The organism is Trinickia dinghuensis (assembly GCF_003367175.1).
GTDB classification, from domain to species: domain Bacteria; phylum Pseudomonadota; class Gammaproteobacteria; order Burkholderiales; family Burkholderiaceae; genus Trinickia; species Trinickia dinghuensis.
In genome coordinates this window covers 39892-57869 of the sequence record NZ_QRGA01000024.1, presented here as the reverse complement: position 1 = coordinate 57869, position 17978 = coordinate 39892, and the positions used below count along the sequence as shown (strand labels likewise).

The window sequence follows — 17978 nt, the reverse complement described above, 5'->3', positions numbered from 1 at the left end:
TGAGAAGCGGCACTTTATCGCTTAGGACTCCTACGTATCAAGGGATGAACGGAGCCACCGGCGTGCGCGAGTCCGCGCTGACGCGTTCGCGCCGGCGCCAAGCGTGGCTCATGATGCTGCCGGCGCTCGTGGCATTGGCGGCGATTGCCGGCTGGCCGCTCGTCCGCACCGCTTGGTTCAGCTTCACCGATGCGCAGTTGTCGGATCTGTCCCACTGGCACTTCGTGGGCCTGGCGAACTACATCGGCCCGGACGGCGTCATGCGCGATCCCGACTGGTGGCATGCCTGTGCGAACACGGTCATGTTCGCGCTCGTTTCGGTTGCGCTGGAGACGATGGCCGGCCTTGTCGTCGCGCTGCTGCTCGATACGCCGTCGCGCCTGCGGACGCTGCTGCGCGCCGCCGTGCTCGTGCCCTGGGCGATCCCCACGGTCGTCTCGGCGAAGATCTGGAGCTGGATGCTCAACGACCAGTTCGGCATCGTCAACGCGATGCTGCAAGCGCTCGGCATCATTCACTCGCCGCTTGCTTTTACCGCGGATGCGCGGCTGGTCTTTCCGACGATCGTGCTCGTCGACGTCTGGAAGACGACCCCGTTCATGGCGCTCCTGATGCTGGCCGCGCTGCAAACGGTGCCCCGCGATTGCTACGAAGCCGCCCGCGTCGACGGTGTGCCGCGCATCCGGGTATTCGCTCGCGTCACGCTGCCGCTCATCTGGCCGGGCGTACTCGTCGCGATGATCTTTCGCACGCTCGACGCGTTGCGCGTGTTCGATCTCATCTACGTGATGACCTCGAACAGCCGCGCGACGAAGAGCATGTCGGTCTACGTGCGCGAGCAACTCATCGATTTTCAGCAAGTCGGCTTCGGCTCCGCGGCTGCCGTGCTGCTGTTCTTGTCGATCGTGCTGTTCACCGTCGCCTACATGGCCTTCAACCGCAACCGTATGCAAGGACGCTGAGATGAAAAAGCATCCGCTCGAGCGCGCTTCATACGCGGTGTTGTCGGCGATCGTACTCGTCGTCGCATTGTTTCCGTTCGTGTACATGATCAGCACGTCGCTTAAGCAAGGCGACGCGCTTTACGACACGTCGCTGATCGTCCTGCATCCGTCGCTCGATAACTACCGGCAACTGTTTCACGATCAGCCGTTCGGCGCGTATCTGCTGAACTCGACCTTCGTTGCAGGCGCGACCGTCGCGCTCTCGCTCGTCGTGTCGCTGCCGGCCGCGTATGCGCTCGGGCGCGTTTCGTTCAAAGGGCGGGGCGTGTTGCTGATGTGCATTCTCGGCGTGTCGATGTTTCCGCAAGTGGCGATCTTGTCGGGGCTGTTCGAACTCGTTCGGGCGATGGGGCTGTACGACCACCTCGCCGCGCTCGCGATGTCCGACCTCGTTTTCACGTTGCCGTTCACGATCTGGGTGCTTGTGACGTTCATGCGCGAGCTGCCGCGCGAGCTCGAGGAAGCGGCGCTTGTCGACGGCGTCGGCGTCATGACGATGATCTTCCGCGTGTTCATGCCGTTGTTGCGTCCGGCCCTGGCCGCCACCTCGCTGCTCGCGTTCGTCGCGGCATGGAACGAGTTCCTGTTCGCGCTCACGTTCACGATTTCGTCGAGCGAGCGCACGGTGCCCGTGGCGATCACGATGGTCAGCGGCGCCAGCAGCTTCGAATTGCCTTGGGGCGCCATCATGGCCGCCTCGGTCATCGTGACCGTGCCGCTCGTCGCGCTCGTGCTCGTTTTTCAACGGCACATCGTTTCGGGCCTGACCGCCGGCGCGATCAAGGGATGAGCATGCACGCATCGACAAAAGAACCGATTGCAGGAGAAAGGAAATGAGTCGTATCGAACTGACGGGGTTGCGCAAGCACTTCGGCGCTACACCGGTGTTGGCCGACGTCGACCTCGACATCGCGCCGGGCGAATTTTGCGTGTTCATCGGGCCGTCCGGCTGCGGAAAGTCGACATTGCTGCGCATCGTCGCCGGGCTCGAGGAGCCGAGCGGCGGCGACATCCTCATCGAGGGCAAGCGGGTCAACGACTTGGCGCCCGCGCAGCGCGACATCGCGATGGTGTTCCAGAGCTACGCGCTCTACCCGCATATGACCGTCTACGAAAACATGGCCTTCGGCCTGCGTCATCTGCGGCTGCCCAAAGGCGAATTGGATCGTCGCGTGCAGGTTGCGTCCGCGTCGTTGCGTTTAACCGAACTGCTCGAACGCAAGCCGGCGGCGTTGTCGGGCGGACAGCGGCAACGCGTGGCGATCGGCCGCGCGATCGTGCGCAAGCCGAAGGTGTTCCTCTTCGACGAGCCGCTCTCCAACCTCGATGCCTCGTTGCGCGTAAAGACGCGTGTCGAAATCGCGCGCCTTCATCGCGAGCTCGGTCAGGTCAGCATGATCTACGTGACGCACGACCAAGTCGAAGCGATGACGCTGGCCGACAAGATCGTGCTGCTGCGGCCGCTCGAAGGCCGGGCTGGGGTGGCCAGCATCGCCCAGGTCGGCTCGCCGCTCGAGCTTTATCACCGGCCGGCCAATTTGTTCGTCGCGGGCTTCATCGGCTCGCCCTCGATGAACTTCATCAACGCGGCAGTGGCCCTGACCGCGCCCGGCGAAGTCAGGGCGACAGCCGGCGAAACGTTGCTGCGCGTGGCCGTATCGAGCGAGGGCTTGGCCGTCGGTATGCCCGTGACGCTGGGTATTCGGCCCGAGCACGTGCACGTCGGGACCGGCCCGACGTCGGGGCAGGTCACGCACGTCGAGCGGATGGGCGAACACACCTATGTTTATCTCGACACCCCGCTCAGCGCCCAGCCGATCGTCGCGAAGACCGCGCCGGCCGCCGTTGCGATCGGCGAGCGGCTTCGCTTCGACCTGCTCCCCGAGGCACTGCATCTGTTTCATTCGGACGGACGCGCGGCGCAGCGGCTCGCGCTCGAGCCGGACGAACGCTGGCTGGCGACGGCCTAGGCGGCACTCGTGGCACCAGCGGTAGGCAAGATTTAACGCGGCCTCGGGCGCATGGCCGCAAACGTATCGAGCGCCTCAATTCTCCAAGAAAGGTTAGGAATGCTAAATAAGAAACTATCGGTGATCGTCTGGAACGAGTTCGAGCACGAACGCGAGAATCCGGGCGTACAAGCGATCTACCCGCACGGACTGCATGCGGTGATCGCGAGCGCATTGGCCGAAACACCGGCTTTGACGGCGGGCGCGCTGCCGCTCGAGATCGGCACCGCCACACTCGATCAGCCCGAGCACGGATTGACCGAGGAGCGTCTGGCCGCTTGCGACGTGCTGATCTGGTGGGGCCACAAGGCGCATAAGAAGGTGTCGGACGAGATCGTCGAGCGCGTGCAGCGGCGCGTGCTCGAAGGCATGGGCCTGATCGTCCTGCACTCGGGCCACTTTTCGAAGATCTTCCGGCGCTTGCTGGGGACGAACTGCTCGCTCAAGTGGCGCGAAGCCGCTGAGAAGGAGCGCCTGTGGGTGGTCGAGCCGTCGCATCCGATCGCGGCGGGACTTGGCGAGTACTTCGAATTGCAGCACGAAGAGATGTACGGCGAGCGCTTCGACATTCCGCAGCCCGATTCGACTGTGTTCATCTCCTGGTTCGAGGGCGGCGAGGTGTTCCGCTCGGGGTGCTGCTGGGAACGCGGGCATGGCCGCATCTTCTACTTCCGCCCCGGACACGAGGCGTATCCGACCTATCACGACCGCAACGTCCAACGCGTGATCGCGAACGCCGTGCAATGGGCTGCGCCGCGCGTGAACATCGCCGACAACTGCCCGAATTCGCCGCCGCTGGAGAAGCTGAGCGAGCGCAGCACGAACTTCGCGAGCGTCGGCGTCGTGCAGCACAACGGAGAAAACGTATGAACGACGACTACAAGGTCGAGCTCCCGCAGCTCGACGCCGTGTTGCGGGGCCGCCGGCTGCGCGTTGGGGTGATGGGTCTCGGGATCGGACGCAAGCACATCGAAGGCTGGCGCGAGCACCCGGACGTCGATGTCGTGGCGATTGCCGATCCCGATACGAAGCGGCTCGCCGAGCGCGGCGACGCTTTCGGTATCGAAGCGCGATACACGAGCGCGGAGGCGATGCTGGCCGCCGAGAAGCTCGATGTCGTCAGCGTCTGCACCCCGAACAAGTTTCACCGCGATTTGACCGTCGCAGCGTTCGAAGCCGGCTGCCATGTCCTGTGCGAAAAGCCGATGGCGATGAACGCCGAGGAAGGACGCGAGATGCTGCGCGCGGCCGACCGCGCGGGCAAGCGCTTGATGATCAACTTCTCGTATCGGTTCAGCGCGCAGTCGCGCGCACTCAAGGCGCAGGTCGATGCGGGGCTCTTCGGCGATTTCTATTTCGGCCGCACCGTTTGGCATCGCCGACGCGGCCTGCCGGGCTTCGGCGGATGGTTCGGCACGAAGGCGCTGGCGGGCGGCGGGCCGCTCATCGACCTCGGCGTGCACCGCCTCGATCTGGCGCTGTGGCTGATGGGCTATCCGAAGCCGGTGTGGGTACTGGGCAGTACTTACGATCCGATCGGGCGAGAGCTGGCGGCGCGTACCGGCAAGATCTTCGACGTCGAGGATTTGGCTGCCACGCTGATTCGCTTCGACAACGGCGCGACGCTCGTGCTCGAGGCTTCGTGGGCGACGAACATCCAGGAGGCTGAACTCATGGAGACGCGCTTGCTCGGCACGCGCGCGGGCCTGCTGCAGAAGAACCTGAACGAAGGCTACACGTTCGACGCGCAGGTGTTCATGGAGCAGAACGGCGCGCAGTTCGACATGCGCGTCAGCCCGGCTTCGACGGCGCATTCGGCGATGTACGACTACGCCGAAGCGATCCTGACCGAGCGTCCGCATCCGGCGACGGGGGAGGAGGGGCTGATCGTGATGGAGATTCTTGACGCGATCTACGCGAGCGCGGCGGCCGGAGAGCCGATCCGGCTCGATGGGCACAAGAAGACGGCGGCCCCCGTGGCCGACCTCGACATGGCGAGCTGAGCGCAGCGCCGTTAGGGCCGGGGCGCCATGCGCCGGCCCTCGATGCAGCCGAAACGGCTCGACACAAAAAACGCGCTGCGCGGGCACGCAGCGCAATAACGATCTTGGAGACACTTGATGACCGAACAGACGGGCGGGGGCGCGCGTGCGCGCCATGTTGCTGCGTTCCGATTGACTCGCTTGGCGCTTGCGTTGACGTGCGCGACTTCGTCGGCGGCGCTCTATGCGGCGACCGATGCCGCGGCGGCACCGGCGAGCGCGGACAATACCGTGCAGCTAGCACAAGCGACGACGACACTCGCGACCGATGCCGCGGCTGCACCAGCGAGCACGAACGATACGGTTCAGCTCGCACAAACGACGACGACCCTCGCGGCAGACGGAACGGCGCTGGCGGCCGCGGGTAGCGCACCTGCGGGAATCAGCAAGGCGACCGGCGTGGTACCGGCCGATACGACACCGACGAATACAGCGCCGGCCACCCCGTCGCCCGCTTGGAATCAATTGACGCCGTGGACGCAGTTTCACGGGTACTTGCGCGCGGGGGAGGGCACGAGCGAGGGGCACGACCAAGCCTGCTTCCAGTTGCCGGGAGCACAGAGCAAGTATCGGCTCGGCAACGAATGCCAGATCTATAGTGAACTCGAGATAGACCAGAAGCTGTATCAATTCTCGAACGGGATGCAGCTCTCGGCCGTGGGTATGGCGAGCCTCGTGAACGATCTGGGCTACTCGCCGACGTTCCACGGCGACCACGGGGCGATCCGCCTGCCGCAATCGTACGTGCAACTCACGAACCTGCCCGGCCTTGACGATATGCGTGTGTGGATCGGCCGCATCTACTACCGCCGCAACGACGTCCATATCAACGACTTCTTTTACTGGAATCCGACCGGTCTCGGCGCGGGTGTCGAGAACATTCCGATCGGCCATGGTTTGAAGCTGAGCTACGCGATGTTCCGAGAGGACTACATCGACCAGCCGAACTACGCGACGCGGCACGATTTGCAGCTGTCGGGCGTGCATCCGAATCCGGGCGGCGAGCTGCAGTTCGGGCTCTCGTACATTCCGGCGCGCGGCTCGATCACCGGCAGCGACGGCTTGGGTGCCGATACGCATAGCGGTTGGTCGTTCACGGTGCAGCATATTCAGAAGAACTTGCTCGGCGGCAAGAACAAGCTTGCGTTCCAATATGGTCAAGGTCCGGGCACGGGCCTCAGCTATACGGGAACGCTAACCGACAACAACCAATACAAGAGCTTGCGCTTCCTCGATGCGTTCGATTGGCAGGCGACCCGGGATTTCAGCGGGCAGTTGCTGGGTCTTTACGAGCGGGACATCGCGCCGTCGGGCGGCTCGCTGACATGGGTGTCGATGGGGATTCGGCCGGTCTATGCGATTACGCATCACATCAAGATCCAAGGCGATATCGGCAACGATCGTGTGACGCCGGACAACGGGCCGACTCGGACGCTGCTCAAGGCTAGCGTGGCGCTGACGTTGGCGATGGATCGGTCGTTCTGGTCGCGGCCGGAGCTGCGGTTGTTCTATACGTATGCGCACTGGAACCAGGCGGCGCAAGCTGCTGCGGCGCCGGGCGATCCGCTGTCGACGACGGGGATCTTCGGTTCCTCGCGGACAGGGTCGACTGTGGGCGCGCAGGTCGAGTGGTGGTGGTGAGGTGAAGTGACCTGAGAGTGGCGGGGCCCGGACTAGGTGCGTCGGGCTCCGCCGATACTCGGCATCGTTGCCGATGCGGTTTAGCCTCTCGCCAATTTTTGCTTCGAGCTTTCGAAATACTGGAAGCACAAAATGCTGGCGGCCAGGATAACGAGACCGAGTGTGCCTACGAACGAAAAGGCCGATTTGAACAACAGCCGGTCGCCCGCGAAGCTGATCGCAACGGAGAGCAGCAGGAACATCGATACGAGCGACACCGAGACTTCCTTCAGCGAAGTGACGAGTCCGACTTGATAGAGCAGGCCGCAGATGCCGATTAGCGTCAGCATTCCCCAGGGGACGGTGTTCATCGTCTGCACGGCAACTTTGTCGAAGAACAGGATATAGAGTGTCAAGCCGATCGTTGAAATCGTGAAGTACATGATGAGCACCGCATCGGAATCCTCGGATCTTGCGACGCGTTTGATTTCGTATAGCGCGATCGCGCCGAACAACGCAGAGGCGAGGGCGAATGCGATTCCCATGACATCGGCGTGGGCACTCGGGTTGGTCATGCAGACGACCCCGGCCAGTGCACCGATGACGAACAACCCTCTTGCGTCGAAGCGGTCTTTCCCCGATAGCAAGGAGATCGCGTACGCAAAAAACGGCAGCGTATAAGACAGACATAGCGCCGTTGAAAGAGGGATTCGCTCGATCGCAGCGAACAAGCAAGAGACGGACGAGAACCCGAGTGCCGCGCGCAGTAGGTGTTTGTGTGGGCGAATGCTTCTGAACGGATACCGTTTCGCCGCGAGTAGACCCCAATAGATCAAAGCGGGTACGCCGAAGCGGGCGAGTAGCAACGCCGATTCGGGTACGCCGCTGGCCGCTTTGATGAACATCCCCATGCCCGCGAGACTGATCGGGCAGAGGAGGATGGAGGCGACGATTTCAGGTTTAACGGAACGTGATGTTGTGCTCATTGGCCCAAACCTCGAAGATCAGCCAAGCCCAAATCGAATTTCCGAGCGCCGAGGTGGGGCGGTTCATGTTTTCCTCGATACATTTAAGCAGCACCTCCCTTTTTACGAAGCCGAGTGTTCGACACGACGAATGCAGCGTATCCATCAGATAGTCGAATACGGCGTAGCCCGGGCGCAGCATTCCGGCGATGGGCAGCAGAAATGGCTGCTTTTGTCGCGTCAGAATTGCCTCCGGCAAGATACCTTTCGCACAGTCGTAGATAGGCCGCTTGCGCGAGTGCCGATCGACCAGTTGCTCATCTTCGCAAATCGACGCGTGCCGATAGACCGAAGGTAGGCAAAACGGAACGCGCGCTTCGACGGAGTGCGCCATGCTCAACGCGTCCACTCGATGGAGAATGTAATACGGCAACCGATGCTTTGCTTCGAAGTGAAGCACTTTGCGAAACCAGGTGTTCCCCGGCAGGCTGCGTATGAAGTCTTTTAATCGCATGGCGTACTGCATGTCGACCGCCTCGGGCTCGATCAGGCGTGTGCGCAGGCTGCTCGGTATGGCCGCCAAATCGGTGATGTAAGCGAATAGAGCCTCTTCCTGCGCGGAGGCCGTTGCGACCTGAACCATTCGATCGTAGCCGCCGAAAAAGTCATCGGCGCCTTCGCCTACGAGCGCAACCCGAAATCGAGACGCGGAGATCGCTTCATAGAGTCTGAAGGTGCTGAGACAGTGTGCTGCTGCGTTGGGTTGACTCAACGCCCTGCACATTCGCTGGATGAGATCGGGAAAGCCCACGTTCTCGACGGTCACCTGGTGGTATTCGATGCCGGCTTGCGCAGCGACCATCTTTGCGTACGCGGTTTCGTCTTCTTGCCAATCGCCTTCATACCAGACATTGAATGCGTGAGACATCGCAGGGTCTCGACTCGAGAGCGCCGCTACGAGGCTTGAATCGATGCCGCCGGACAACGTGGAGCAAACGGGAACATCGGCGTCCGTCATCCAACCGGCGGCGCGCCGGAGGTCACCGGAAAAGCCTGCTGCATCGTAGGCACCGGGCAACGATTGTTCGGACGATGGAACATAGCGTTCGATCGACGCGCGCTCGCCGTCGAATGTCAAATAGGTGGTGGGTTCGAGCACCTTGATGTTGGAGAAGATCGTTTGCGCGCCGAGAAAGGATCGGAATGCACCGTAGGTGTCGAAGCTTGACGCTCGTACTGTTCTGTCTGAATCGTCTAGATCGGGAAGCGCCTCGATCTCCGATGCAAAGCTCAGGGAACCGGTGGAATGTTTGTAATAGACTGGCTTGACGGCAACGCTGTCCGTATAAAGGTAGAGCTTGTCGTTTTGTCGTGTGTCGACTATCGCGATCGCGAACATTCCATCGAGTTGCTCGACGAAACGCGGTCCGAGGCGATCGAACAACGGCAAGATAACGCAGCCGTCGGAGTCGCCTTCGTATCGTCTGATGCCGTAGGTCGCTGAGAGAGCCCTGTGGTTGTAGATTTCGCCGACGAAGATGCAGTGTCGGCCGTCCAGAGCGTAGGGCTGGCTACCGTTCAACGGGCCGTTGATGGACAGTCGCGTATGTCCGAGCAAGCCGCTGCGCAAGAATCGCACGTTCTGCTCGTCGGGGCCGCCGGGCTTCAGATATTCGATGCACTCGATGGCTTTGTCGCGTTTGTTGCGGCCGAACAGTCCAAACATTCTGCACATTTGGCGTTTCTCGACAGGGATGCAGCGGCGTTTGTTTCGCAGTGAGACGTTTTACCGATTCATTGCGGGCGGGGGCGGACTATCGCATGGCGTTTCCAGTTGATGAACTACCAGATCTGAGAGGTTGCAAGGGCGCGCTGAATGCGAGCGCCGCTATTACGAGCGGGCGGTTCTGGAGCGAACGGAAGGAGATTGGCTGCTCGTAGGCGACGAAATGAGCGATGAGGCCCACGAGACCGGATGCTGATTGCTCGGAGATTGGCGCTTGGATTTACCCTCTGTCTTGCTGACCACACGCAGGATTGAACACGCGCTTGGTCGAGGGCGGGTTGTCCGCCAACTTGATGGCCGGGCGGCGCGGCCGAGCTACGAGTTCGCCGCCGCAATTCGGGCACTTTCCGCTCAGCACGTTGGTCGCGCAGTCGATGCAAAACGTGCATTCGAACGAGCAGATCAGCGCTTCGTCGGATTCCGGTGATAGGTCCTTGTCGCAGCACTCGCATCCAGGTCTAAGTTCGAGCATCGAGTTCTCGTTTTCGTTAAGCGTGCTGAAAAGCGACGAAATGCTTCTCTCGGTTGCGCAGGAGCATTCGATGCTGAAAGTCTACCTAGATCGTGCCCACTACTGGCTTATATAGCCCATCACTTACTGACAAAAGGCGGACTTTGGTTCATCGGCACGAGTTGCGTGACTTGATTCCGACGACGTAAGCCTAGCGGCGGCTGATTCATGCAGCCCGAGTTGTGGCCGAGCGAGCAGTACCGTTAGGCTTTCGAGAGCGCAGTCCTCCGGACGACCCATCGGATGGAGAGTGCTATCAGCGCGAGAGACAGCCATATCTCCCACCAGAGCTCATAGCCGGCGGCGTCGTGCGCATATTCGCCATCGAGGCCGAAGAGCGGTGCGATCACATCGAGGATCATCCTGTCGAGTAGCGCGCCTGGGAGCAGCCTAAACGCGATCGGCGTTAGGACATTGAGTACCGCGCCCATTGTGAGAAGGCCTAGTAGGGCTCTTTGGTTCAGTGGGGCGAACTTGAGATACAGCCTGGCACTGCAACTGGCGACAATGAAAATCACGACGAGCGCGATGAGTGCCGAGCGATCCGTTGGGGGAACTGGCAGGAGAAAGAGAAATGGTGCAACGATGAATGCAGTAAGCAAGGCGGCCAACAGGGCTTGCACCGGCTTCGGAATCAAATTCATGAACATGCCTTCGGAGCAGTTGTTTTGTGATTCGGTCACGGTCACGAGGCTCTACCGGACCGTTACTGTGCCGTAATAGTCGATCGCCAACTATGCCAGCCCCCTGCCTTCCCAGCGGCATGTGTCGTTGGTGAATCAGTCCTATTTGGCGGACTGTCGCTGCGATTCGGGAGCTTATGTGCGAGCCTTCGATGATCGAGTAAGCGCCGGATGGCTTCGCCGCCGGAGCGTGGCTAGCATGTCGCAACGCTTCAAGGATTTGGAGCGCATGCTTGACCCGGATTGCTCGAGTAGGGGTCTATTAAAGAACGGTCGAGGCCCTAAAGGAAGGGGGCGGAACGATGAGTAGCGTAGAACTTTTGAATCGTCTGCTGAATCTGCTTGGGTGGGTAGTTGCAGTGGCCCTGGTGTACTGGCCGATGCAGCAATTTACTGTCGATGCTGTCCGCCAGCGGTTGCGGGAGGTCCGAGACGGGGTCTTCGACGCTGCTGCGAGGGGGGAAATCTCATTTTCGGATATGCACTACCAAGCTTTCCGCGAGAAGGCAAACGTGTTTCTGCACAATGCGGACAAGTTGTCGGTCTGGCGGTTTTTGTTGTTGTCGGTCGCTGGTTCACGCTTGTCCGATGCGTCTGTGCGAGAGGAAGTGGTTTCGCTGAAGGAAGGGCCACCGCTGATTCAAAATGCTTACAAGCAAGTATTGCTCTGGGTTGGCTTGCTGATTTGGTTGCGGTCGCCGGTTTTTATCGTCTTGTCTGCGTTGTTCATGCTTGTCGCGCCCCTTTTCGTCATCGTGGGGGCGATCAGTGCGTCGCTGCGCGAGTCGGGGAAGCAACTGCTTAGAAATGCTAAGACGGCTCTGTATGAGGATGCGGCATTGGAAGTGATTTTGTCTCGCGACGGAAAACGGATCTGCTAAGCGAGTGATAGGGCGGTCGACCAGGTCGCGTGACGGTCGCCGCAGCCGAGGGCGAAAGATAGGACCAATGGCAGCCGAAGCGACGCTTTTGGGTGGCTTGGAATCGCCGCTAGCTGGCGATTGTCGCCTCTCGGGAAGCGGGGGAGATTCGGTGGGGGCCGAACGATGACGCCGGGAAAGGCAAGCTTTTACACCCGCCCTACAGACGAAAAAAAAGCACTGCGATCGCTCGCAAGTGCTTGATTTCCTACAGCAGAATTCTTTGGTGGGGCGTGAGTGACTCGAACACTCGACCTACGGATTAAGAGTCCGAGAGACTCTGCATTCCTTGATGTGGATTGATATTCATGCTGAGGCTGAGCTGCCCGTAAAATAAGGCGTTGCGCCGTCCTCTTCGGATTTTTTCGTTGACCTGAGTGGATCCATTCTCCTAGGATTTGCCTACATGGTGCCTACACGGAGAAGCGATGTCCAAGCAGAACCTCACGGCGGCTCGTGTCGAGAGCCTTCAGTGCGAGCCGGGAAAACAGCAGACAATTTATTGGGACGCGAAGGCGCCTGGCTTCGGGTTGCGAGTGACGATCGCTGGCGCGCGAGCCTATGTTTTCGAATCCCGGCTGTTCGGCAAAACAATCCGATTGACGATCGGGGACGCTCGAGCTTGGGACTTGGGGCGAGCCCGCACTGAGGCGGCGCGGCTCAAAACCCTGATCGACGACGGCAAAGACCCGCGTGAGGCGCGAGCACAGCAACAAGCGGCCCACGAAGCTCGGCAGGCGGAAGCGCGGCGGCGCGACGTTACATTTGGTGAAGCCTGGGATGAGTACGTTGAGAGCCGCAAGCCGTTCTGGAGCGAAAGGCACTACAACGATCATCTTCAGCATGCTCATGAAGGCGGCAAGCCAAAGAAGCGGGGCAAGGGGCTCACGCAGGCGGGCCCGCTGGCCCAACTGCGCCCCTTGAAGCTTTCGGAGCTGACCAGCGAGCGGATCGCTGAATGGATGGTGTTGCAGTCGCAGGACCGTCCTACGATGTCGGCGCTCTCATTCCGGCTACTGCGAGGGTTTATCCGTTGGACACACGATTCACCGAGCTATAAAGAAATCGTGCCCACCGACGCCTACAAAGCTCGCGATGTGCGTGACGTCGTTCCGCGCGTGAAGGCCAAGGACGGCGATTCGTTGCAGCGGGAGCAGTTAGGAGTGTGGTTCCAAGAGGTCCGCAAGATCGCGAATCCGGTCCAAAGCGCGTATCTGCAGGGGCTCCTGCTTACCGGTGCGCGTCGTGAGGAGTGGGCGGGACTGCGGTGGGAGGATATTGATTTCCGCTGGCGAAGCGTCGTGCTCGATGACAAGGTCGAGGGGACTGGTGGCCGGACAATTCCTCTTACTCCATATCTCGCGACGCTGCTCATGAACTTGAAGCGCCTGAACGAGACGCCGCCGGACCGGCGGCAACTCGCGCGCCTCGTCGAGCGCGGAGAGAGCTGGGTGCCATCCGAATGGGTGTTCGCGAGCAAGACCTCGGAAGACGGGAAAATCGCTGAACCCCGGATTGCGCACAACAAGGTCCTCGCGGCGGCCGAACTCCCGCATGTCACATTGCATGGTCTTCGTCGCTCTTTCGGCACGCTGTCGGAATGGGTTGAAGTGCCCGTGGGCGTGGTCGCGCAAATTCAGGGGCACAAGCCGTCGGCGATCGCCGAGAAACACTATCGGCGTCGTCCCCTTGATCTGCTACGAATGTGGCACGACAAAATCGAGTCTTGGATGTTGGAGCAAGCGGGAGTCCAGTTTGAGGGTGGCGTAGCTTGAGATGCGGGGCGGCGGCCCATTAGCCGCCACTCTGCCTATCGTTTCTGGTTCGCCGCACGCTAGAATCTTGAGCCCATGGAGATAAGTAATCGCCCAGATTGTTAAGACGCAGCGACGGGGCCAGGACCGACGATTCAATGCCTTAGGAAAAGGTGGCTGCCGCAAGGCAGCTTTATGCCGTATTGAAGGAATACCCGGACCGGCCGGCATGAGAGCCCGTCGAAGGGTGCGCAAGACAGGTAACGAGCGGCGGAATTGAATTTCAACAAGGTATAGATTCCCGAACATCCATGACCGTGCAAGCCCAGAAGGTCCGGCGTCTCGCTGAACCGTTGTATGAGGACAACCTGCCCGACAAGCCGTGTATCACGCTCGACGAGGTGATCGCTTTGATCGCCGAGCATGGCGTTGAAATCCCGGAGGAGGAGGCCCTGCAGATCGAACACTTCGTCGAGAAACTACCGGGTAATGCGGTCGAGCCCGTGGCGCAGGGCCCATTCCAGCCCGCGATGGTGATGGCGCGCATCTACCGTCGTTGGCTTGCTGCGAGTCGGTTGCACTGGGAGCTGACTGAGCATGCTGAACACAGCCCGGCATGGCGAAACTGGAGCGTGACGGGCCAGCCAGTTCGCCTCGATGCCGAAGGCAGAAAGCGGGCCATGGCCATGCTGGAACGCATGACCTCCCGCAACAGGGATCAGTTCAACGATTTCCTGTCTGGGCGAGAGCAATTGACCCCGTTGTCCCTCGCAGCTGACTCAGTGCTTTTCGGCGTAGACGATCGTGTTTGGCTGAGTGGTCTTGGCTTCGAGACGGAAGCGGTGCTTGAGTTTCTGCGAGCGAAGGCTCCTACCGCTGACAAAGTTCCAGAGACTGGCCTACCCGAGGCCACCACAGAAGATGAGCCCGTAAAGGAACTGGAGGATGAGCCCGCGTGGGTGCTGACGCGCGATCTCGTGACGCGGCTCGAAGTGGCCCAGAAGAATGAGATCGCAAGAAAGAAGATGCAGCGTTCGTTCAAGAATCCGTCGCAGGGGCTGAAATCAGCCAAGGACGGGGTAGGAAGAGGACGGCTGGCGCGCTGGGATCCTGTGCAGGCGGCTCTGTGGTTGATCCGTACAAGCCCGCGCGATTGGACTTTCAGGATATTTGATGACCTATTCGAACGCTTTTTCCCCGAGTGGCGGTCTCGATGGGAGAAAGAATCCGCGGGTCCAAAAAGGCGGGCGGGCCTCTAACCGATTTATGCTTAGCGGGCTCAGTGTGCCGGTATATTGACCAGCGAGACAATACGGGCTTCCCGTTCGGTTCCCGTTCACTTCCCGTCAAGAAATTGGTAACTAGCTGAAATCAAAAGGATTCGTTGACACGCAGGATCCCGCCTTGCGACGGGAAGTTTCGATTGCCACCAGTATTCGCTCCGCGTTGGTTACGGAGCGAGTACCGGCCGGTACGGGGAAATCTCGGCTCCATACCACGCGATTACCAATCGCTTATGGAGAATTGAATGATGAATCCTACCCACGACACCGGGCGGGCCGCTTCCCAGAGTGGCATCGTTGCCCATGCGTTCACGCCTGCATCTGAGCGTGAATATCTCACCACCGAAGAGGCAGCCGATCTTCTCGGTCTTCGCCCCCAGACGTTGCGCAAGGCCTACTCCAGCGATGGCGCTTACTTTTCTGTTGTTCCGAAGAAGGCAGCCAACCGGCGCTTGTACTGGAAGGCCGACCAAGTCCGAGCCTTGATCGGGGGAGAGTGATATGTACCCTCGATACAACCGCGGCTTCCATCTTCCAATCGATCCTGCGCGCTTTCCGACGGAGGCCCTCGGACCGAAAACCCGCAGCCTATACGATCCTCTTGTCGACGCGACCGGCATTCCGTCGGTGGTCGTTGGGCCATTGGTGGTTCACGGCGCTATCGCTTACGCCAATCCGGTCGCGAACATGTTGTCGCCGCACGGTCGCACAGGACCTTACGGCATCTATACGGAGGTCAGCGCGGTGTCAGGCTGCGGTAAAACCGAGGCGAAGAAGGCGGTATTTGCCGAGATGGACGCCTTTCAGCGCGAACAACTCACAAACGTGGTCGATGGAGAAGACCCTATCGAGACACACATTACCTACAACGCTTCAATGCCGGCGTTGATGAAGGGGCTTGCGAAGTATCCAGTCGCCAACGAAAACGACGACGAGTTCACATCGTCGCAGACCGGCTCGATGGCCCGCTACGCGAACGTTCGCAACCAGTTGTTCGATGGGCAGACCTTCTCGGTTGACCGTGCGACGTCTGGCCGCTACATCCTTCGCGATCCGCGGTTCACGAGCCTCGTGCTCACTCAACCACATGTCCGCATCGCTTTCGACGAAAGGCATGGAAAGCGTCTGCGTGCGCAAGGACTGGCGACGCGCACGCAGTTCGCGGAATACGCCGGTGAACCCGTCGCACTGAATTTTGTTCCGATCGATTCTCGTCTCTGGGACGAAACTGCACGCCATTTTCTCCATCTCTGGCTGGACATCATGCGCGGACGTGCAACACGAGGGCTTGTCAAACTTCGACCTGAGGCTGTGCGGCTCCAGAAGGGCATTGCAGACGGTTACCGGACTCGTGGACTGCGCGGCGGCGATCTTGAGCAATTCGAAGAACATGCCGCCAGGCAGCCCGAGAGCATCGTGCGCATTGCGGCTGGATTGCACGTATTCGAGGGTGTCCCGGGCGACGTATCGGGAGAAGAACTGGAGCGGGCCGAGGCCATAGGTTCGTGGTTCACGGAGCACTACAAGCTGCGCTTCATGCCGCAACCGACGGTGCCACGAGAATACGAAGAAGCCGACCGCCTTGAAGAATGGCTGCATGGGTTCGTATATCGAACAGCGGCACTGTCTCTCAGACGTAGCGATCTGCGCGCACACGCACCGGAGATGGGCTTGAGTAAGGCAGCAGTAGAACGAGCGCTGACGGTACTGTGTTCCTCGAACTACGCCCGAATTTCACTCGGCAAGTCAGCGTGGATTGAACTCAATCCGGCTTACTTTCGCCCGCAGTACCACCGTTGGCCGTTGCACTCGCAGTTCTGATCGAGCCTGGGCGCGGCGGCGCCATTTATGCCGTGCTTGTGCTGCTTCACCAATCGGAATTTGGCGGTAGCAATCGAAGCAATGTCCGGTGAGCAATTCGAGATATATTTAGGAATGCTAATCAATTGTCGATCGTCAAGAAGGATTTGTCGGTGTAAGAAAATAGTCGCACAGCAGTGAACGGCTGTGCGGATCAACGTTGATTGCGTCGGTTGCCACAGGGTGGCAGCTGACGCGAAAAGGAAATTGACATGGCAGCAAAACGAGAATGGTTCGAGATGGAGCAGGATGGTGATCCGGTGCTTGATGCTCGCGGCCTCGACATGACGCACAACAGCGTGCGGTTTAAAGATGGAACTAGGTTATCAATTGGCCGAGATTCGCGTTCTCTGCCCAATCTGGTGCGGTTCATGCACCGCACGATCAGAACCGGAGACCCAGCGTTCAAGATCATCGTGGCGAACGGCCGGAAAAAAGTCATTGCTGCGTCGTCGCTAGCGGGGTACTTCGGCACGTTGCATGCGATGGCAGCGCTGTATTCGCGCGCTGTCCACTATTCGCCGCTCCTGCGTCTGTTCTTTGAGTGCTTTGCTAGGCATGAGATTCGCCATTGCATACTGAATGGACCGACCCTCCAATTTGATGGTGATCGGATCGAGGCGGAAGTGTTCGGCGACTTCCTTGTGTTTTTGCGAGAGCAGGGCGAGAGCCAAGACACCGTAGCGCAGACGAACAACTGGGAAAGCATCAGCGACGGGAACGAGAAGCGTCTTCAGCGCTACATCGAGAGCCAGTTCGAACACCATGACGTTCTTATTCCCGTTGACATGGAACTCTTCTACGCGAAGTCGTGCGTTGACGAATCGCGTTTGAGCGAGATCGAGACGGCGCTGGCGCAAGAAGCGGTGGACGATATGGATGCTCTGTATGGTCGTGAGATTGGGGGGGGAGAGCACGAATTTCCGACGGATTTTGACGCATCCCAACTGGTTAAGGATCGTGACCGACTCCTCGACAACATGCGAAAGAAGCCGTCAATTTTCGGGGATATGGTCGGTTGCGTCTGGAGAATCGAATGGTCACGCATAGGGGGCTATTACCTGCGTGTTGTGTTCCTGTTTGCTGGCTCGAGGAACGCGGTGAGTCCGTGGTTGGCGGGCTCGGTTGGAGAATACTGGGTGAATACCATCACGAAAGGGCAGGGGCAATTCCGTTACCTGAACCATTCGATTCGCGAATCCGAAGATGGGCCATGGCGAACCTGGAGTGTTACTTGCCGCGACGAGGCGAAGATCGAGGCAATGATGCGCTTCTTTCGCAGCATGGCCCGACGTGAGCGATATGTGTCAGCGAAGCCTATCAAAAAATGCAAGCGGTTCGGCATGGGACGCGTGCTGAAGGCAATGCGAAGTCCTCCAAATACCGGTTGGGGGTGGGGGACGGGCCAATGAGGCATATCCAAGTTACCCATTTGCCTTGTGTGACAAGGCTCTCGGGCGCGTCCGGCGGCAACCGCTTGTTCCTGCTTCTTGTACCACACGCGGTGGCGCTGGCTCCCGGATGCTGGGTGTCGGCGAGCC

At 60.0% G+C, this 17978-nt stretch carries 16 protein-coding genes and 1 tRNA gene; 12 read left to right on the top strand and 5 right to left on the bottom strand.

All coding sequences use genetic code 11. The features are described 5' to 3' along the window. Nucleotides 1–44: 44 nt before the first annotated feature. The 6 genes from DWV00_RS31325 (at nt 45) to DWV00_RS31300 (ending at nt 6696) form a co-directional block, all read left to right on the top strand. Nucleotides 45–962, top strand: coding sequence for a carbohydrate ABC transporter permease (locus DWV00_RS31325; RefSeq protein ID WP_115537503.1), 918 nt, complete (start codon nt 45–47; stop codon nt 960–962). A 1-nt stretch (nt 963) separates the two neighbouring features. Beyond that, nucleotides 964–1794 carry a carbohydrate ABC transporter permease gene (locus DWV00_RS31320; RefSeq protein ID WP_115537502.1) on the top strand — a complete coding sequence of 277 codons (831 nt, stop codon included), beginning with the start codon at nt 964–966 and terminating at the stop codon, nt 1792–1794. A gap of 43 nt (nt 1795–1837) precedes the next feature. Further along, on the top strand, nt 1838–2974 hold the full coding sequence (locus DWV00_RS31315) for an ABC transporter ATP-binding protein (RefSeq protein ID WP_115537501.1): 1137 nt from the start codon (nt 1838–1840) through the stop codon (nt 2972–2974). Nucleotides 2975–3073: 99 nt separating this feature from the next. Next, nucleotides 3074–3883, top strand: a complete 810-nt coding sequence (locus tag DWV00_RS31310) for a ThuA domain-containing protein (RefSeq protein ID WP_115537500.1) — start codon at nt 3074–3076, stop codon at nt 3881–3883. Continuing rightward, nucleotides 3880–5016, top strand: coding sequence for a Gfo/Idh/MocA family protein (locus DWV00_RS31305; RefSeq protein ID WP_115537499.1), 1137 nt, complete (start codon nt 3880–3882; stop codon nt 5014–5016). Before DWV00_RS31310 ends, DWV00_RS31305 begins: the two co-directional genes overlap by 4 nt. 117 nt (nt 5017–5133) lie before the next feature. Next, nucleotides 5134–6696, top strand: a complete 1563-nt coding sequence (locus tag DWV00_RS31300) for a maltoporin (RefSeq protein ID WP_245965113.1) — start codon at nt 5134–5136, stop codon at nt 6694–6696. Between the two features lie 80 nt (nt 6697–6776). On the opposite strand, the gene DWV00_RS31295 is transcribed toward DWV00_RS31300, so the two are convergent. The 4 genes from DWV00_RS31295 to DWV00_RS31280 form a co-directional block, all read right to left on the bottom strand. Continuing rightward, nucleotides 6777–7661 carry a DMT family transporter gene (locus tag DWV00_RS31295; RefSeq protein WP_115537498.1) on the bottom strand — a complete coding sequence of 295 codons (885 nt, stop codon included), beginning with the start codon at nt 7659–7661 and terminating at the stop codon, nt 6777–6779. Next, nucleotides 7636–9375 (bottom strand): asparagine synthase (glutamine-hydrolyzing), encoded by a 1740-nt coding sequence (gene asnB / locus DWV00_RS31290; RefSeq protein ID WP_115537497.1) that lies wholly within the window; start codon nt 9373–9375, stop codon nt 7636–7638. The genes DWV00_RS31295 and asnB overlap by 26 nt, the downstream gene beginning before the upstream one ends. A gap of 271 nt (nt 9376–9646) precedes the next feature. Next, nucleotides 9647–9898, bottom strand: a complete 252-nt coding sequence (locus DWV00_RS31285) for a DUF1272 domain-containing protein (protein WP_115537496.1) — start codon at nt 9896–9898, stop codon at nt 9647–9649. Nucleotides 9899–10140: 242 nt separating this feature from the next. Further along, nucleotides 10141–10626, bottom strand: coding sequence for a hypothetical protein (locus DWV00_RS31280; protein WP_147298021.1), 486 nt, complete (start codon nt 10624–10626; stop codon nt 10141–10143). A gap of 296 nt (nt 10627–10922) precedes the next feature. On the opposite strand from DWV00_RS31280, the gene DWV00_RS31275 reads away from it, so the two are divergent. Further along, nucleotides 10923–11501: a hypothetical protein gene (locus DWV00_RS31275; protein ID WP_115537494.1), complete on the top strand. Its 579-nt coding sequence runs from the start codon at nt 10923–10925 to the stop codon at nt 11499–11501. A gap of 263 nt (nt 11502–11764) precedes the next feature. On the opposite strand, the gene DWV00_RS34255 is transcribed toward DWV00_RS31275, so the two are convergent. Beyond that, nucleotides 11765–11868: transfer RNA gene (locus DWV00_RS34255), tRNA-Lys, on the bottom strand. Between the two features lie 100 nt (nt 11869–11968). Here DWV00_RS34255 and DWV00_RS31270 point away from each other — a divergent pair. The 5 genes from DWV00_RS31270 to DWV00_RS31250 all read left to right on the top strand — a co-directional run bounded on the left by DWV00_RS31270 (nt 11969) and on the right by DWV00_RS31250 (nt 17849). After that, nucleotides 11969–13315: a tyrosine-type recombinase/integrase gene (locus DWV00_RS31270; protein WP_115537493.1), complete on the top strand. Its 1347-nt coding sequence runs from the start codon at nt 11969–11971 to the stop codon at nt 13313–13315. Between the two features lie 290 nt (nt 13316–13605). Further along, nucleotides 13606–14553 (top strand): hypothetical protein, encoded by a 948-nt coding sequence (locus tag DWV00_RS31265; RefSeq protein ID WP_115537492.1) that lies wholly within the window; start codon nt 13606–13608, stop codon nt 14551–14553. A gap of 269 nt (nt 14554–14822) precedes the next feature. Continuing rightward, complete coding sequence (locus tag DWV00_RS31260; RefSeq protein WP_245965112.1) at nt 14823–15077, top strand: helix-turn-helix domain-containing protein; 255 nt, start codon at nt 14823–14825, stop codon at nt 15075–15077. 1 nt (nt 15078) lies between these two features. Beyond that, on the top strand, nt 15079–16398 hold the full coding sequence (locus tag DWV00_RS31255; protein ID WP_115537491.1) for a DUF3987 domain-containing protein: 1320 nt from the start codon (nt 15079–15081) through the stop codon (nt 16396–16398). Between the two features lie 251 nt (nt 16399–16649). Continuing rightward, nucleotides 16650–17849 carry a DUF3296 domain-containing protein gene (locus DWV00_RS31250; RefSeq protein WP_147298020.1) on the top strand — a complete coding sequence of 400 codons (1200 nt, stop codon included), beginning with the start codon at nt 16650–16652 and terminating at the stop codon, nt 17847–17849. The last annotated feature ends 129 nt before the right edge of the window (nt 17850–17978 follow it).

Bases quoted from the DNA above. Each gene is read 5' to 3' on its own strand.
- DWV00_RS31325 (WP_115537503.1), top strand. From the start codon at position 45: ATGAACGGAGCCACCGGCGTGCGCGAGTCCGCGCTGACGCGTTCGCGC.
- DWV00_RS31320 (WP_115537502.1), top strand. From the start codon at position 964: ATGAAAAAGCATCCGCTCGAGCGCGCTTCATACGCGGTGTTGTCGGCG.
- DWV00_RS31315 (WP_115537501.1), top strand. From the start codon at position 1,838: ATGAGTCGTATCGAACTGACGGGGTTGCGCAAGCACTTCGGCGCTACA.
- DWV00_RS31310 (WP_115537500.1), top strand. From the start codon at position 3,074: ATGCTAAATAAGAAACTATCGGTGATCGTCTGGAACGAGTTCGAGCAC.
- DWV00_RS31305 (WP_115537499.1), top strand. From the start codon at position 3,880: ATGAACGACGACTACAAGGTCGAGCTCCCGCAGCTCGACGCCGTGTTG.
- DWV00_RS31300 (WP_245965113.1), top strand. From the start codon at position 5,134: ATGACCGAACAGACGGGCGGGGGCGCGCGTGCGCGCCATGTTGCTGCG.
- DWV00_RS31295 (WP_115537498.1), bottom strand. From the start codon at position 7,661: ATGAGCACAACATCACGTTCCGTTAAACCTGAAATCGTCGCCTCCATC.
- asnB (WP_115537497.1), bottom strand. From the start codon at position 9,375: ATGTGCAGAATGTTTGGACTGTTCGGCCGCAACAAACGCGACAAAGCC.
- DWV00_RS31285 (WP_115537496.1), bottom strand. From the start codon at position 9,898: ATGCTCGAACTTAGACCTGGATGCGAGTGCTGCGACAAGGACCTATCA.
- DWV00_RS31275 (WP_115537494.1), top strand. From the start codon at position 10,923: ATGAGTAGCGTAGAACTTTTGAATCGTCTGCTGAATCTGCTTGGGTGG.
- DWV00_RS31270 (WP_115537493.1), top strand. From the start codon at position 11,969: ATGTCCAAGCAGAACCTCACGGCGGCTCGTGTCGAGAGCCTTCAGTGC.
- DWV00_RS31265 (WP_115537492.1), top strand. From the start codon at position 13,606: ATGACCGTGCAAGCCCAGAAGGTCCGGCGTCTCGCTGAACCGTTGTAT.
- DWV00_RS31260 (WP_245965112.1), top strand. From the start codon at position 14,823: ATGATGAATCCTACCCACGACACCGGGCGGGCCGCTTCCCAGAGTGGC.
- DWV00_RS31255 (WP_115537491.1), top strand. From the start codon at position 15,079: ATGTACCCTCGATACAACCGCGGCTTCCATCTTCCAATCGATCCTGCG.
- DWV00_RS31250 (WP_147298020.1), top strand. From the start codon at position 16,650: ATGGCAGCAAAACGAGAATGGTTCGAGATGGAGCAGGATGGTGATCCG.